The 15,576-nt window shown below is 59.1% G+C and carries 10 protein-coding genes; 5 read left to right on the top strand and 5 right to left on the bottom strand.

Annotated features, from left to right (window positions below):
- The first annotated feature begins 422 nt into the window (after positions 1-422).
- The 4 genes from QMZ18_RS00005 (at position 423) to QMZ18_RS00020 (ending at position 6,902) form a co-directional block, all read left to right on the top strand.
- Positions 423-1,601: an enolase C-terminal domain-like protein gene (locus QMZ18_RS00005; protein ID WP_282604171.1), complete on the top strand. Its 1,179-nt coding sequence runs from the start codon at positions 423-425 to the stop codon at positions 1,599-1,601.
- A gap of 276 nt (positions 1,602-1,877) precedes the next feature.
- A complete protein-coding gene (locus QMZ18_RS00010; protein WP_282604172.1) occupies positions 1,878-3,752 on the top strand; it encodes a M23 family metallopeptidase in 1,875 nt (624 codons plus the stop codon).
- A 290-nt stretch (positions 3,753-4,042) separates the two neighbouring features.
- On the top strand, positions 4,043-4,621 hold the full coding sequence (locus QMZ18_RS00015) for a hypothetical protein (protein ID WP_282604173.1): 579 nt from the start codon (positions 4,043-4,045) through the stop codon (positions 4,619-4,621).
- A gap of 28 nt (positions 4,622-4,649) precedes the next feature.
- Positions 4,650-6,902, top strand: coding sequence for a PBP1A family penicillin-binding protein (locus tag QMZ18_RS00020; RefSeq protein WP_282604174.1), 2,253 nt, complete (start codon positions 4,650-4,652; stop codon positions 6,900-6,902).
- A gap of 30 nt (positions 6,903-6,932) precedes the next feature.
- On the opposite strand, the gene clpB is transcribed toward QMZ18_RS00020, so the two are convergent.
- Positions 6,933-9,524 carry an ATP-dependent chaperone ClpB gene (gene clpB, locus QMZ18_RS00025; protein ID WP_282604175.1) on the bottom strand — a complete coding sequence of 864 codons (2,592 nt, stop codon included), beginning with the start codon at positions 9,522-9,524 and terminating at the stop codon, positions 6,933-6,935.
- 365 nt (positions 9,525-9,889) lie between these two features.
- Here clpB and QMZ18_RS00030 point away from each other — a divergent pair, with 365 nt between their 5' ends.
- On the top strand, positions 9,890-10,711 hold the full coding sequence (locus QMZ18_RS00030) for an MOSC domain-containing protein (RefSeq protein WP_282604176.1): 822 nt from the start codon (positions 9,890-9,892) through the stop codon (positions 10,709-10,711).
- Positions 10,712-10,935: 224 nt separating this feature from the next.
- Here the strand turns inward: QMZ18_RS00030 and QMZ18_RS00035 are convergent, their stop codons facing one another.
- The 4 genes from QMZ18_RS00035 to hemA form a co-directional block, all read right to left on the bottom strand.
- Positions 10,936-12,018, bottom strand: a complete 1,083-nt coding sequence (locus QMZ18_RS00035; protein ID WP_282604177.1) for a DUF4167 domain-containing protein — start codon at positions 12,016-12,018, stop codon at positions 10,936-10,938.
- A 174-nt stretch (positions 12,019-12,192) separates the two neighbouring features.
- Positions 12,193-13,062, bottom strand: a complete 870-nt coding sequence (gene prmC / locus QMZ18_RS00040) for a peptide chain release factor N(5)-glutamine methyltransferase (protein ID WP_282604178.1) — start codon at positions 13,060-13,062, stop codon at positions 12,193-12,195.
- A gap of 23 nt (positions 13,063-13,085) precedes the next feature.
- A complete protein-coding gene (prfA, locus tag QMZ18_RS00045) occupies positions 13,086-14,162 on the bottom strand; it encodes a peptide chain release factor 1 (RefSeq protein ID WP_282604179.1) in 1,077 nt (358 codons plus the stop codon).
- Positions 14,163-14,168: 6 nt separating this feature from the next.
- A complete protein-coding gene (gene hemA, locus QMZ18_RS00050) occupies positions 14,169-15,572 on the bottom strand; it encodes a glutamyl-tRNA reductase (protein ID WP_282604180.1) in 1,404 nt (467 codons plus the stop codon).
- Positions 15,573-15,576: the final 4 nt, after the last annotated feature.

Raw genomic sequence — 15,576 nt, forward strand, 5'->3', positions numbered from 1 at the left:
TGAAACAAACACATCCCACATAGACCGCCGACCGCGCATCCCTTCCAAATTCATATTAACAATGTCAAAGAACAGGCAACACGGTATCGAATCTCCCTGCCGGTTGTTCCGGCGAGGCGACCCAGCCCCGTGCTGCGGGGCGGGTTATATGCCTGAGGCCCTAGGGTGTCAAACCCTTTTGTTGCATTTTTTTTGCTGTCTTCGGGCCACCCTGGCGCTAGCGGGCGAAAGCCGCTGAATTCTGCGGCTTTCCGTCGAATTCATCATTTGATTACGCTCATTTGCGCACCGCGATCACGGCGCGCCGAAACCGGATTATGTGATTCGCCTGTAACGACTCGAAGAGACGCTGCCACATCGCTTTATAAGACCGGCCTATTTCCTGCTAAAATAGCGGAACAAACAAAGGGGGAAGCGTTTCCGTGAGCAGGATAGACCGTATTGAGATCCACGAATTCACCTTCGAGGTCGAAAACCTCGGCCTCGAGAGCGAATCTGAGAAAGCCGTCTATAACATCGGCTATAAGCCGGGCGGCAGGATCGAACTCTCGAAATACGCCGTGATCATTCGCGCCGACGACGGAACCCAGGGCGAATACGTCACTCATTGGGTCGGCACCAAAGCGGCCCTGGCGCAAAGCCTGATGATGGCACCGAACCTCATCGGCCGCGATCCGGAACAGCGCGAAGGCATCTTTGACGACCTGAAAAGAGAGTTCCGGCAATACGATCACATGGGGCATGGTCCGCTGGATATCGCGCTCTGGGATCTTGCCGGCAAGAAATACGGCACCTCTGTCGCCAAGCTGCTCGGTGGATACCGTGATCGGCTGCCGGCCTACGCCAGCACCTATCATGCCGACCGCTGCGGTGGCCTGGACAGCAAAGAAGCTTTCGTCGACTTCGCCGAACACTGCCATGAGCTCGGCTATCGCGCCTTCAAGATCCACGGCTGGCACGACGGGGACGCGCGCGAAGAATCCGAGAACGTCCGCTATATGGGTGAACGAATCGGCGACCGCATGACCCTGATGATCGATCCCGCCTGCGAACTGCGCACTTTCGCCGATGCCCTTTATGTCGGGCATGCCTGCGACGATGCGGGGTTTTTCTGGCTCGAGGATCCCTTTCGTGACGCCGGCACCTCGGCCTTTGCCCATAAAAGGCTGCGCGAGAAGATCAAGACGCCCCTCCTGCAGACGGAACACATCCGCGGCATCGAACCCAAGGCCGACTTCCTGCTGGCCGGCGGCACGGACTTCCTGCGTGCCGACCCTGAGTACGACATGGGCATCACCGGCTGTATGAAGATCGCCCATCTCGCCGAAGCCATGGGCGTGGACTGCGAGATCCATGCCTGCGGGCCCGCCCACCGGGCCTGCATGTCTGCGATGCGGAACTCAAACTTCTACGAGGTGGCTTTGGTGGGGCCGGATTGTCCCAACGCCGTCCCGCCGGTCTATACCTGCGGTTACAGCGACGAGCTGGATTCCGTCGATGACGAAGGCTGTGTTGCAGTGCCAAATGGGCCTGGCCTGGGAGTCGCCTACGACTGGGATTTCATTCAAAGCAGGCGCACGGCCTTGCATAGCTTCGAATAGCTTAACTCTCGACGGCAATTGACTTTTTGCACAACAGATTGCCGGCAAAGGGCTCTGTCACGCCACAACCGATGGATAAGGATCCGGCAAGCCTTGCGTCACGCTGCACAGCAATGACACAGGCGGAACAGAGATTTTACACGGACGACGCCCGCTAAGGCTTTGCTTTCAATCGCAAATAATCTTGGGACTTCACCAAAAATTAATGTATATGGTTAACCTTACTAGGGGGGCCGGAACTCGGATTCGGCTAATGTTACACGGAGAGTTCGAGTTTTGACGTTTCGCCAACCCACTAACCTGTCTGTTCTGGGCAAAACCACCAGTATTTTCAGCACCGGCAAGTTCGAATCAAGCAGCCTATCGCAGCTTAAGCACAACTTGCTGGCCGCAGGCGTCGTGACGGCGGGCCTGATGGGCGTCTTTACCTTCGGCGTTGGGGCCTGGACCATCGGTGGATGGGTTTTCGGATCCGATACTGCGAGCGTCCAGACGGCCGAAATCTCAAGCCAGGCCACGACCTCAGCCCAAGCGGGGACCTCAATCCAAGCCAGTACCTTAACCAAGAGCGAAAATACCGCGGAACCGGAATCCGCCCCTGAAAGGGAACTCGTGGTACGGGTCAGCGACGACAGCGACCAGAACAGCCAGCCACCCGAGAAACCTGAAATCACGCAAACCGCCGCCCTCAACGACGTCGCAGGCGTCGAAGAGAAAATCGACAATGGCGAAGAAGCGACCGACTCTGTACCGGCTGGCGGGAGCGCGGCTGCCACTGCCTCTAACATCACGGCTCAATTTGCCGAAGCTCTCGCAGGCGTCGGCGACGACACGCGAATCTCCCGCGAAGACAGTATCGCCTTCGCCATGCCCACGCTGGACGCCGATGGCACAAGCACACTGGAGCCCAGAACCGTTACGGTATCGCGCGGCGATACACTGATGGGTCTGATGGTTGGCGCCGGTGCCGGCCGTTCGGATGCCCATGAGGCGATCACTGCGCTGCGCGACGTTTACAGCCCGCGCCGCCTCCGGCCCGGGCAGGATATCGAGCTGGTTTTCGCTCCCATCTCCGAAAACGACGAAGAAGAAGCCAATGCGCAAGGCAGCGTCGACGATACCGCCGGTGGCGGTCAGTTGATGGGTATGAGCCTGCAGAGTGCCGTGGACGAAATCGTCCGGGTTGCCCGCGCGGCCGCAAGCGACGACTTTGTTGCCGAAACGATTGCCCGCCCTCTTGACCGTCAGGTCCTGCACGGCAGCGGCACAATCGATAGCAGCCTCTTCGTCGCAGCGCGCAATGCGAACATTCCCAACTCGGTTATGATCGAGTTGATGCGGGCCTTCAGCTACGACGTGGACTTCCAACGCGAAATCCAACCCGGCGATAAATTCGACCTGCTGTACGAAGCCTTCTACGATGAAGACGGCAAGATGGCGAAGACGGGCAATATCCTGGTCGCGTCGCTGACATTATCGGGTACACCGCTCAACCTTTATGGCTTCACGCCGTCGAGCGGCTTCACGGACTTCTTTGACGAAAAAGGCCAGGCAGTGCGTAAGGCGCTTCTGCGTACGCCGGTTGACGGCGCCCGCCTGTCGTCAGGCTTCGGCCGCCGCAAGCACCCGATCCTGGGATATACCCGCATGCACAAGGGCCTCGACTTCGCCGCGCCGCGCGGTACGCCGATCTATGCGGCTGGTGACGGTGTGATCGAACGGGCAGGCCGGAACGGAAGCTATGGCAAATACGTTCGTATCCGCCATCACTCCAGTTACAAAACCGCTTACGCCCACATGAAGGGCTTCGCCAAGGGCGTAAAAAAAGGCAAGCGCGTCAAGCAAGGTCAGGTCATCGGTTACGTGGGAACCACCGGCCGCTCGACTGGCCCGCACCTGCACTACGAGGTGCTGCGTGACAACAAGCAGGTCAATCCGCGGAAAATCAAGCTGCCGGCCGGCGAGAAGCTGAAGAAAAAAGACCTGAAGAACTTTCAGTCCCATCGGGCCGAAATCGACCAGCTCCGCGAAGACGTCATCGCCCGTAACGCACAGATGGTTCAGGCCAAACCGGCCGACTGCAAAGCGCAACGGACCGTCGATGAAAGCGGCAGTACCACCGCAGATGCCGCCAGCGCCGACGGCTGTTAGATCCTGAGCATTTTTTAGGTTCTCTGGCGACCGCACCGTTTTCACTGAAGCAGTGAAAACCGTGGGTCAGCATCAAGTGCATCGTCAAAACTGTGATTGAACAAGGCCCGCGCAAGGGCCCGCGGCAATTCCAATTCGGCCGGCTCAACGCCGTATGCTGCCGCGCCTTTCATCATCGACACCCTTCCACGGGAAAAGCTGAACGTCCGATGAACGGAGCATTCAGAGAAGGCTCAGCCCCCACCTGATACCAATTGGGCAATCGGGTACGGCAAGGGAGAGCCACAGCGATGAGATGCCTCAAAACACCAGTGCTTTGTTTTCTGTTTGGATTGCTTTTCGTTTTTGCGGTTCTCGTCAACGTTTCTGCGGCTTCCGCCGACGACGACGATCATGATGACAGGCGTCACGCCCATCAAAGTGAATGGCACCATCATGGGCATCACAAAAAACATCATCATGGGAAAGGCCGAAAATATCGCGGGCAACACTGGGTTCGTCACTACGATGACGACGATCACGACGAGAACTGTGAATACGAAGTTGGCCGCTCACATCGCCATCACAAGGGCCACGGGCACGGCGGCCGCAAACACCGGCAATACGACGAGTATGAGTATCAGTCGGACGAGCGTTATCTGGACGACGATCAACCTCTAGATATCCGGCCGGAAGATACCGTCACTTGGCGAAACCCGAGCCTGCCCAGTCAGGAACCGCGTCAGCCAGAGGTGCGCTTCGACAGCGAGACCTCCGAATCTGGTCCTTGCAGGGAATACACTACGACAGCGAGAGTTGGCGGCCGGCTGCAGCAGATCTACGGTCACGCCTGCCGTCAGCCGGATGGGGCCTGGAAATTTGTCCAGTGACCATAAGGTAAGCCCAGAGCGAAATAGCTTGCACATAAGGAGCGCTTGGCGGAATCAGGCAAAGCGCGCAGGCCTGCTGGTGCTGACCGGTCTTCTGTTTGTCTGCGCGTCGATCGGCTATTTTGCCTACGATCTGCCCCTGGCATCGAATCTCGAGACACCGTCAGGGCGTTCGTTCAGCTTCACGAACACCGACGGTAACGGCTTTGCCTTTCGTGGTGTCTACCAGGGCGAAGCGCAGACCTTTGAAGCCCTGCCTGCAGATTTCGTACAAGCCGTAATCGCGATCGAAGATCGCCGGTTTTTCGATCACGCGGGAATTGACTGGCGCGGCATTGCCCGCGCCACCTGGACCAACTTAAGAGCCGGCGGAGTTCGCCAAGGCGGCAGCACTCTGACCCAGCAATACGTCAAGCTCGCCTACCTGTCGCCGGAACGCAGCTTGCGCCGAAAAATCCAGGAGGCGATCCTCGCGGTTTGGCTCGAGTCCAGGCTGAAGAAGAAAGAGATCTTCCGGCGCTACGTTAACCTGGCCTACTTCGGTGCCGGCGCCTATGGCGTCGATGCGGCTGCTCAGCGCTATTTCGGAAAGCCTGTCGGCAGATTGGACCTCGCCGAAAGTGCCATGCTTGCGGGCCTGATACGCGCACCGTCTCATCTGGCGCCGACGCACAATCTCGAGGCGGCACAAGCGCGAGCAGGAACCGTGCTTAAGGCAATGATACAAACAGGCCGCATCGAAGAAGACCGCGCCACCAAAGCCATCGCCCGGCCGGCAAGTCCGAAGACCCTGGCCGGCACCTCAGCTTCAGACGCCTACTTCGCCGACTGGGCACAAGGACAGACGCGCGAACGCCTGGGAGCCGCCTATGGCGATTTCAATGTCCACACCACTTTGAACCCATCGATGCAGGCCATCGCCGAATCCGTCATCAACGAACGGCTCGCACAGTCGGGGCAGAAGCTTGAAATCGGACAGGCGGCTCTGGTGGCCATGACACTCGACGGTGCGGTCGTTGCCATGGTCGGCGGAAGAGACTACCGCACGAGCCAGTTCAATCGAGTCACGCAAGCACGACGCCAACCCGGTTCTCTGTTCAAACTGTTCGTCTATCAGGCCGCTTTCGATGCGGGGTTCTCACCTGACAGCAGATTGACCGACAAAGCCATTACCGTGGAAGGCTGGAGCCCGGAAAACTACAGCAAACGCAACCTCGGACCGGTGACGCTGCGCGATGCCTTTGCAAAATCAATCAACACGGTCGCCGTCCAACTCGCGGAAAAAGTCGGCCGCGAAAAGATTATCGAGGCCGCGGTCGGAATGGGGATCACGTCGCCCCTTACGGCAAACCCGAGCCTCGCGCTGGGAACTTCGAGCGTGAACCTCCTGGAGATCACCGCTGCCTATGGCGCGGTTGCTGCCGAAACAGCGCGCTTGGAGCCGTATGGCGTCCGCGCGATCGACGCCGGCGGGCAGCCGCTGTTCCAGCATCAGACAGCCGGAGGCACGAAGCCGGCCAATACAAGGCGCCGGACCCGGAAGGTCTTGCGCGACCTCCTGGCGTCAACGGTCGAACATGGCACAGGGCGCGCCGCAAGAATCGGCGAAGCGGCGGGCGGTAAGACCGGCACCAGTCAGGATCATCGCGATGCCTGGTTCGTCGGTTTTTCGAATGATCTCGTAGTGGGAGTCTGGGTCGGGAACGACGACAACCGACCGATGAAGGGTGTCACCGGTGGTGGATTGCCTGCTGAGATTTGGCACGACTTCATGCTGCGCAGCAGGCCGTTCCGTCATCAGGCGGCCACCAGAATCAAACTGACAAAGCTCCCCCATATCTCCGCGCCGGCCGATATCACGGCTCGCGGCAAAGACAAGAGAGAAGACGCAGGCCTCCCCGGCTTAAAGTCCGATACAGCAAAAAAGCCACTCCCATTGGGTTCGCAGCAACAGCAGCCTCGGAAACCGGAACGCTTCAGGGGTTCGCCCAAGGTCATAGACACGGCAACCCTGCGGTTCGGTGAAACCGAGGTTCGCCTGGTGGGCGTCGGCAGAGGCAGCGAAAGCTTCATCGGCAATATGACGAGCTATATCGGCGAGCGGCAGGTGCTCTGCAAGCCTTACACCGTACAAACCCACCGCTGCGAAGTCGGCGGCTTCGACCTGTCAGAAGTCGTGATTTTCAACGGCGGCGCCAGGGCTGCAAACGACGCCCCCGCCTATCTTCGAAAAGCCGAGAAAAGGGCGCGCAAAGGCCGGCGTGGTATCTGGGCAAGATAGCGCCGGCCCCTCGCGGTTCAGGCAAACCCGTTACGCCGCGGCAACCAGTTCGCCGTTGATAGTCAAACCGCTCCCATCCGTCGAGACGTGAACCAGATCGCCCTCTGCGATCTTTCCGGCGAGTATGAGACCCGCAAGCGAGTTCTGCAGCTCCCGCTGGATCACCCGTTTCAGAGGTCGTGCGCCATAGACCGGGTCATAACCCTTATCAGCCAGCCAGACGAGTGCCTGGTCATCCAGTTCCAGGCCGATCTTGCGCTCTTCCAGCATCTTACGCAGGCGATCAAGCTGAACCTCGACGATGCCGCTCATCTGAGCACGCGTTAGGCGATGGAACAGCAGGGTTTCGTCCACTCGGTTTAGGAACTCGGGCCGGAAAGCCATGCGTACAACCTGCATAACCTCGTCCCGTACCTGGTCACTGTCCTGTCCCTCCGGCTGTCCGGCGAGTATCTCGCCGCCCAGATTGGAGGTCATGATGATCAAAGTGTTCTTGAAATCGACCGTGCGGCCATGTCCGTCGGTCAAGCGTCCATCGTCCAGAACCTGCAGCAGGATATTGAAGACGTCAGGATGCGCCTTTTCGACCTCGTCCAGAAGCACCACCTGATAAGGCCGGCGCCGCACTCCTTCCGTCAGGGCACCACCTTCCTCGTATCCGACGTAGCCGGGCGGCGCACCGATCATGCGGGCCACACTATGTTTTTCCATGTACTCGGACATGTCGATCCGCAGCATGGCGGTCTCGTCATCGAACAGGAATTGCGCAAGCGCCTTGGTCAACTCTGTCTTGCCAACGCCGGTCGGACCGAGAAACAAGAAGGAACCGATCGGCCGATTGGGATCCTGCAGGCCGGCACGCGCTCGGCGCACGGCATTTGAGATTGCCGAGATGGCCTCTTCCTGGCCGATGACGCGATGGCCAATGACCGATTCCATGCGCAGCAGCTTATCGCGTTCGCCTTCCAGCATCTTATCGACCGGGATGCCGGTCCAGCGCGAAACGACGCCGGCGATGTCGCTTTCGGTGACCTCTTCGTTCAACATCTTGCGGCCTTCGGCGCTTTGCGACTCATCCAGTTGCCGTTCGATGTCGGGGATCACGCCGTACATCAGTTCACCAGCGCGCTGAAGCTGACCCTGCCGCTGGGCGATTTCCAGCTCACCCCGGGCGTGATCCAGCTGTTCCTTGAGCTTTTGAGCGCCCGCGAGCTTGTCCTTTTCAGCAGTCCAACGGCTGGTCAGCTCTGCCGACTGACGCTCCAACTCACTGATCTCGCTCTCCAGCTTCTTCAAGCGGTCCTTTGACGCCTCGTCGCTTTCCTTGCCCAGCGCGGCCTCCTCGATCTTCAGTTGGATCAGGCGGCGATCCAACTCATCAATCTCCTCCGGCTTAGAATCGACTTCCATGCGCAAGCGGCTGCCGGCTTCGTCAACGAGGTCGATCGCTTTGTCCGGCAAGAAGCGATCGGTGATGTAGCGATTGGAAAGGGTCGCGGCAGAGACGATCGCCGCATCCGTAATCCGCACACCGTGGTGCAGTTCATACTTTTCCTTCAGACCGCGCAAAATGGAAACCGTCTCCTGTACCGAGGGCTCGCTCACTACGACCGGCTGAAAACGCCGGGCCAGGGCGGCATCCTTTTCGATATGTTTGCGATATTCGTCGAGGGTCGTTGCGCCGACGCAGTGCAGCTCACCACGAGCCAAAGCGGGCTTTAACATGTTGGACGCATCCATGGCGCCGTCTGCCTTACCCGCCCCCACAAGCGTGTGGAGCTCATCGATAAAGACAACGATCTCACCGCCGGCTTCGGCAATTTCGTGCAGCACCGCCTTCAGGCGCTCCTCGAATTCACCCCGGAACTTGGCACCGGCAACCATGGCGCCGAGATCGAGGGACATCAGTTGCTTGTCCTTTAGCGTCTCGGGCACGTCACCGTTAACGATCCGCTGTGCCAGCCCTTCAACGATAGCTGTCTTACCGACACCGGGTTCGCCGATCAGGACCGGATTGTTCTTGGTCCGGCGCGAGAGAACCTGAACGGTCCGCCGGATCTCTTCATCACGCCCGATCACCGGGTCCAGCTTGCCTTCGCGGGCCGCCGCAGTCAGATCCTGGGCGTACTTCTTGAGCGCGTCGTAACTGTCTTCCGCCGAGGCCGATTCGGCCTTCCGCCCTTTGCGCAGATCATTGATCGCCGAATTTAGCTTTTGCGGCGTCAGGCCGGATTCCTTCAGGACTTTACCGCTCGCTGTTTCCGCCGACATGGTAAGCGCGAGTAACAGACGTTCGACCGTGACGTAGCTGTCACCGGCCTTATCAGCAAGCGTTTGCGCCTGATCCATCAGACGCGCGAACTCAGGGGTCAGGTAGATTTGGCCTGATCCGCTGCCTTCGACCTTGGGTATCTTGTTGAGAGTCTGTTCGACCAGTTCGAGACAGCGCGCCGGATCGCCTCCGGCAGATGCCATCAACTTGGCCACAGTGCCCTCGCGGTCATCCAAAAGCGTCTTCAGAAGATGTTCAGGTGTCAGGCGCTGATGATTGTTGCGGAGCGCTAGACCTTGAGCAGCCTGAACAAACCCGCGGGCCCGATCAGTAAATTTGTTCAAATCCATATTTAGAGCCTTCCTCGTCCGCGCCCGATAAATCTGGCACGCAGTCGACGATGCAAAGAGTTTCTCTGACCATGCCCACAGGATAGCAGCACACGGTAACCACGACGTTGATGAAGATCACCCGTCAAACTGCATATGGGACTGTTGCATAAAAGACACAAGATACGAATCGCCGCATTCGATGCTTATGTGAAATTTCGAACTCCATCTGCCCCGACAACCCAGTATTAGATGATCGTTGGACCTAATCTCTTTGAGTTGTTAGGGTTCCGTCCTCCATTAAGAGAACCCGGCATTCCGCACAGGATTCCAACCCGCCAGACCACTGCACGAATTTCTGGATCTATCGACCAGACGGCCTTGGTATGGCCACCACAAGCGGATCGGTCGGCGCATCAAAGAACCAGCAGGGGGCGCCTTCGATGGCGATCACGATCACAGATATCCGCCGCTACCCGGTCAAGGGAATGTCTGGTCAGCAGCTCGACAGGATCAACGTTACAACCGGCCTCGGTCTGCCCGACGACCGCCGCTTCGCTCTGGCGCACGGCTCGACTTCGTTCGACAGCAAAGATCCTCAGTGGATGCCAAAGAGCAACTTCCTGATGTTGGCCAAGAACGAAAAACTCGCACAACTAAAGACGGCTTTCGATTCGGAAACCGGACATCTGTCGATTGAGCGCGGCGGCAAACAGGTGGTGAACGCCAAAATCACGGATCAGATGGGACGAATGATCGTTGCCCAGTTCTTTGCCGGTTTTCTAGGTGACGAAGCCCGCGGCGCGCCCAAATTGGTGGAGTCGCCGGGTCACATGTTCAGTGACGTGCGCGAAAAATGTCTGTCCATCATAAATCTGGCGTCGGTTTTGGATCTCGAGCGGGTTGCCCGGGCTCAACTGGATCCGATTCGCTTTCGCGGCAATATCATGATCGAGGGCACGCCGGCGTGGAGCGAGTTCGACTGGGTCGGCCAGGAAATCGAAATTTCAGGCGTCCGCTTGAAGGTTCTCAGCGAGATCAAACGCTGCCCTGCAACAAGCGTCAATCCTTCGACCGCCGAGCGCGACATCAACATCCCACTCACGATTCAACGGGGATTCGGACACTTTAATATGGGAATCTACGCCGAAGTGTTGAACGACGGCGAGATATCGATCGGCGACAGCCTTGCCGTGGGAACTGCCTAGTACACCTGAGGTCGCTTCAGGATTTTCACTGGTTCGTCGAGAAACGTGAAGCCTCTACGCAATAGGCATCGAATCCGAACCAGCGATGAGTTCCACCCATCGGCACAACAAAGCCCGCCAACAACTTCGTAAAGTGTCATGGCGGGCTTTGTCATGTTTCGATGGTCGTGCCAACCAGAGTTTGACTCACATTCTCGATCTCTTCCGTCGAGAATGATTGTGCTCTATGCGTTGGCGGCGTTCGGTTCGTCCGAACCTTCATCCTTTTCAGCGGCAGGAGCAGCCTCCACAACCACTTTGCGGGGACGACCACGCCGCTTCGGCGCGGGAGCAGGCTCTGCTGTGTCGACCGCCGGGGCTGCTTCCACGACCGGTGCACCAGTCGCTGCTGTCTCCTGGGTCTCTTCCAGAGGACGTTTCCTAGGCCGGCCACGCCGCTTAGGAGCCGGCGCTGCTTCAGCCGCAGGCACGTCGTCAGCTGTCGCTTTTGTTGAGGCTTCCGTTGCGGCGGCGACAGGTTTGATCGCGGCAGGAATAGATTCTTCCAACGAAGGTGTCGCCGGATCCGGCGGCCTCTTTGACTCCGCTCGCGCTGCTGGCGCCGGCTGAGACTCGGTGGCCCTGGGACGTCCCCGGCCGCGTTCGCCTAAGCGGCCGCCCCGCGGCGCCCGGCGTTGACCTTCATCGCCAGACAGAGGAAGTTCGTTTTGCGAGTTGCGCTCGGAAAATGCAGGTGCATTGCCAGGTGTTACCTCGGGCTGCGGTTCAAGACCTGGGACCTCAGTGTCGTTGCGCGCAGGGCCGCGGCCGCCACGCCGATCCTGATAGCCGGACCGTTCAGAGCGCCCTTGTTCAGACCGACTCTGGTCCGAGCGTCCCTGATCTGAACGACCCTGATTGCCACGGCCGGACTGCGTGCCCTGAGGAGACTGATTGACCTCGATCTCGCCATTTGCCTGAGGTGCCGCGTTGCCTTGCGCCATCTGCGCACCGGTGCCGTTTTGGCTTGGCGCGGTATGGGCACGATGCGAACCTGCCGACTCCGGATCGGTGCTGTCATTGACGATGCGATAATAGTGTTCGGCATGCTGATAGTATGCCTCAGCCGCTATTCGATCACCTGACGACGTCGCGTCCCGGGCGAGGCCAACATACTTTTCGTAAACCTGACTCGCGTTGCCGCGAATCCGGCCGTCTGGGCCGTTGCTGTCATAGGTTCCCGAACGATGCTGGCCACCGCTGTGTTGCTTGCGATTGTTCGTACGACCGCGCGGTCGCCGACCGCCATTAGAATTTTGCTGTCTCATCGTTCACTTACTTAAGAACGGAATAAATGCCGCTCGCACCACTGTCTTCTCAATCGAAAGCTCAGTCTAGCGAGAATGAACCACGCACACTTTTCAGGATCGTGGGGCGCCCCTCAGGACGCAAGAGCAATTGCTCGGCAAAGCCAACCTAGCGGTCCGACTCCCCATTTCCAACTACTTTTTTGCCTTGACTGCAAAACAACAGCGTTCGACCCCGGAAAGATCACACCTCCGCCAGGGCAAACCAAGGCCGGCGTCCAGCAGCATCGCCTCAACAGCCTCCGCCTGACCAACGCCGACTTCCAGTGCCAACAGGCCGGAGTCTTTCAGCAACACTGCGGCTTCAGGGATCAGAATCCTATAGTCCCGTAGACCATCCGGCCCTCCCGTCAAAGCCTGCAAAGGATCGTAGTCCGCGACCTCCGGCGCCAAATCCGCAATTTCGGATTCGGCAATGTACGGCGGGTTGCTCAGAATAATATCCCAGGTTCCAATCAGGCCCGATGTCCAGTCGTGGCACGCGAAATCAGCTCGCGACCCAAGCCCGAGGTTTCTTGCGTTTTCCTCTGCAACTGCCAACGCCTGCCTGGACATGTCAACACCGAGTCCTCTGGCATTGGGCAATTCGGATAACAGTGCCAAAAGCAAACAACCCGTCCCCGCACCCAGGTCGAGAATCCGCAGAGGCTGTGCTTTATCCTCGGCCCACGCAAGAATCCCCTCGATCAGGGTTTCACTGTCGGCGCGCGGGTCCAGCGTGTCAGGGGTGATTTTGAACGTGAGACTCCAAAACTCGCGCTCGCCGAAGATGCGTGAAACGGGCTCGCGTTTTTCCCGCCGGCATACCACAGCTTCAAATGCCTGCTGCTCAGACTGCGTCAAAGCCTTGTCCGGTTCACGCAGCAACGCCGAAGCACCTCCAGGAAGAATCGCTGCCAGCAAGAGGCGGGTGTCGCGGCGGGGGCCTTCGATCCCCGCAGTTTTGAGACGCTGGGATGCAAGATTCAGCGCCTCCGCTGCCGTGATGGTCGTAGAATCGTGCATCGATGAAGCTTTTGGTGCAAGAATCATTGAATTTCGGCGAGCTTTGCCGCCTGATTTTCGGCAATTAAGGGCCCAATCAGCTCCCCCAAAGCCTCTCCGGTGATCACTTTATCCAACTTGTAGAGCGTCAGATTGATGCGGTGGTCGGTGACGCGGCCCTGGGGGAAATTGTAAGTCCGGATTCGCTCGGAACGGTCACCGCTCCCGACCTGGCTGCGGCGATTCTCGGCGAGCTCGTCCTCTTGCTGCTGGCGCATGTGATCGTAGAGACGGGCGCGCAGCACCTTCATCGCCTTGGCCTTGTTCTTGTGCTGGGATTTCTCGTCCTGACACTGCACCACGACCCCGGAGGGCAGGTGAGTGATGCGAACGGCCGAGTCGGTGGTGTTCACATGCTGGCCACCGGCGCCCTGAGCGCGGTAGGTATCGACGCGCAGATCCTTGTCCTCGACGTGAACGTCGACATCTTCAGCCTCCGGCAATACCGCCACCGTTGCGGCTGAGGTATGGATCCGCCCGCCCGATTCGGTCACCGGAACCCGCTGAACACGATGGACGCCGGATTCGAACTTCAGTTCAGCGAAAACCCCGCGGCCTGAGATGGCAGCGCTGGCTTCCTTGACGCCGCCGATGCCCGTGTCGGAGAAATCCAGCACTTCGAAACGCCATCCGTGGGAATCCGCAAAGCGCTGATACATCCGGAACAGCTCCGCTGCAAAAAGCGCGGCTTCGTCGCCGCCCGTTCCCGCCCGGACCTCCAGGATGGCATTGCGCTCGTCGTCCTTGTCCTTTGGCAGCAACAGCAGCTGCACCTCGTGCTGCAGCTTGGGGATCCGTTCCTTGAGGCCGTAGAACTCCTCCTCCGCAAGCGCCTTCATTTCGGCATCGGAGTCGCCATCGGTCATCATTTCGGCGAGATCGGCCATCTCATTCTGTGCCTCACGAAGCTGCGTAATCGCCTCGACGATCGGCGTAACGTCGGAGAACTCCTTGAGCATGGCCGTATAGTCGCTTGAGCCCGGATCATTATGGTGCGCCAAAAGGTCGCGCAATTCGTCATGGCGCGCCGCTACGGCATCAAGCTTTTCGTCCAGGTTCACGCCCTGCTACTCCTTCAAACTCTCGTCACTACGAGCCAAACTCTCGCCGCTTCCAGCGGCTTCACCGACGGAATCCGCGCTTTCATCAGCCTCGTCCACATCGTCTCTGACGCCTTGCGCCAGCCCAAACAAACGCCGGGCCGCGGAAGAAAGGCGTTCCTCATCCGGTCTCTCGGGACCTTCATCAGCGGCATTCTCGCGCAGCACCTTTGATGGTTCGTGGAGAAGCCGATTGATCAGCAAGCGTGTCGCACCTTCGGCGTCCAGCTTTCCTTCGCTTAAAACCTGGTCCCGCACAACTTCGAAATGACGGCGCAGATCCGCGACAGCCGGACCAGCCGCCCGCTCAGCCCAGCGGCGTTCGAAGCGCAGCAGCTCTTCGCCCACAATCTTCCAGGCTGCCATCGTCGCTGTCTCGCGCGAAACCTTACCGGCCAGCGCCAGCTTCTCCAAGTCGTCGAGATCGTAGACGTAAACGCCATCCATCTCGCCGACCTCAGGGGCAACGTCTCCCGGAGTCGAGGCATCGACCACGAAGATCGGTTTCTTGCGCCGTTGCCGGAGCGCCGCCGCTATCATCGCCGGCTCAAGGCTATAGCGCCCGCCCCCTTCGGCCGTGATAACGATATCGGCAGCCGCCAGAGCCAAATCGAGCTGTCCCCAGGGGCGGGTATGACACCCGAACCGATGAGACGCAATCTCTGCCCGGCGGTCGGAGCTGTGCAGAACCGTCAAATTCGCGAGCCCGGCAGCCCGAAACTCGACCGCAAGCAACTCACCCATTTCGCCGAGGCCAACCAGGAGACCCGCACATCTTGCAAGATCGCCGTGCAGGTCCCGCGCGGTTTGCAGTGCCGAAGCAATCAGGGAAACGGGCTGCTGGGCGACCGGTGTCTCGCTGCGCACGCGTTTCGCCGTGGCGAAAGCCGCCTGCATGACCGATTCGATCAGCGGTCCGCCCATGTCCTGTTCGATCGCCTGCCGATGGCTCGACTTGACCTGTCCAAGAATCTGCGGTTCGCCAATCATCTGGCTGTCTAATGAGGAGGTCACCGCGAAGACATGACGCAAGGCCGCACGTCCCCGGTGAAAATAACCCTCTTCATCCAGGATACGATCGTCGCCGCCGATCCGCCGCGCCATAACCTTACGTAAAGCGGATTCGGTCGTGCATTCCGCCTCGGCCCCAGTCATGCGGTCGCCGACTGATTGAGACGCAACAATATCGAGCCTCTCGCAGGTCGATATCACCAGCGCTTCGCGCAGACCCACGGCCTGCAGGTCATCGAGAATAAGCGACTGATCGGCTTCTTCGGCAAAGAGCTGTTCGCGCAGCGCCAGCGACGCTGTCCGCTGGCTGATGCCAATCACGACAAGACGTTCGGTAGGAGGCAGGTCTGCGGCGGCCACAATC

The organism is Pelagibius sp. Alg239-R121, from assembly GCF_947331435.1.
Lineage (GTDB): Bacteria > Pseudomonadota > Alphaproteobacteria > Kiloniellales > Kiloniellaceae > Denitrobaculum.

What these genes read in the sequence shown, in the direction of transcription:
- QMZ18_RS00015 (WP_282604173.1), top strand. Translation starts at nt 4,043, where the DNA reads ATGAGATGCCTCAAAACACCAGTGCTTTGTTTTCTGTTTGGATTGCTT.
- clpB (WP_282604175.1), bottom strand. Translation starts at nt 9,524, where the DNA reads ATGGATTTGAACAAATTTACTGATCGGGCCCGCGGGTTTGTTCAGGCT.
- QMZ18_RS00030 (WP_282604176.1), top strand. Translation starts at nt 9,890, where the DNA reads ATGGCCACCACAAGCGGATCGGTCGGCGCATCAAAGAACCAGCAGGGG.
- QMZ18_RS00035 (WP_282604177.1), bottom strand. Translation starts at nt 12,018, where the DNA reads ATGAGACAGCAAAATTCTAATGGCGGTCGGCGACCGCGCGGTCGTACG.
- prmC (WP_282604178.1), bottom strand. Translation starts at nt 13,062, where the DNA reads ATGCACGATTCTACGACCATCACGGCAGCGGAGGCGCTGAATCTTGCA.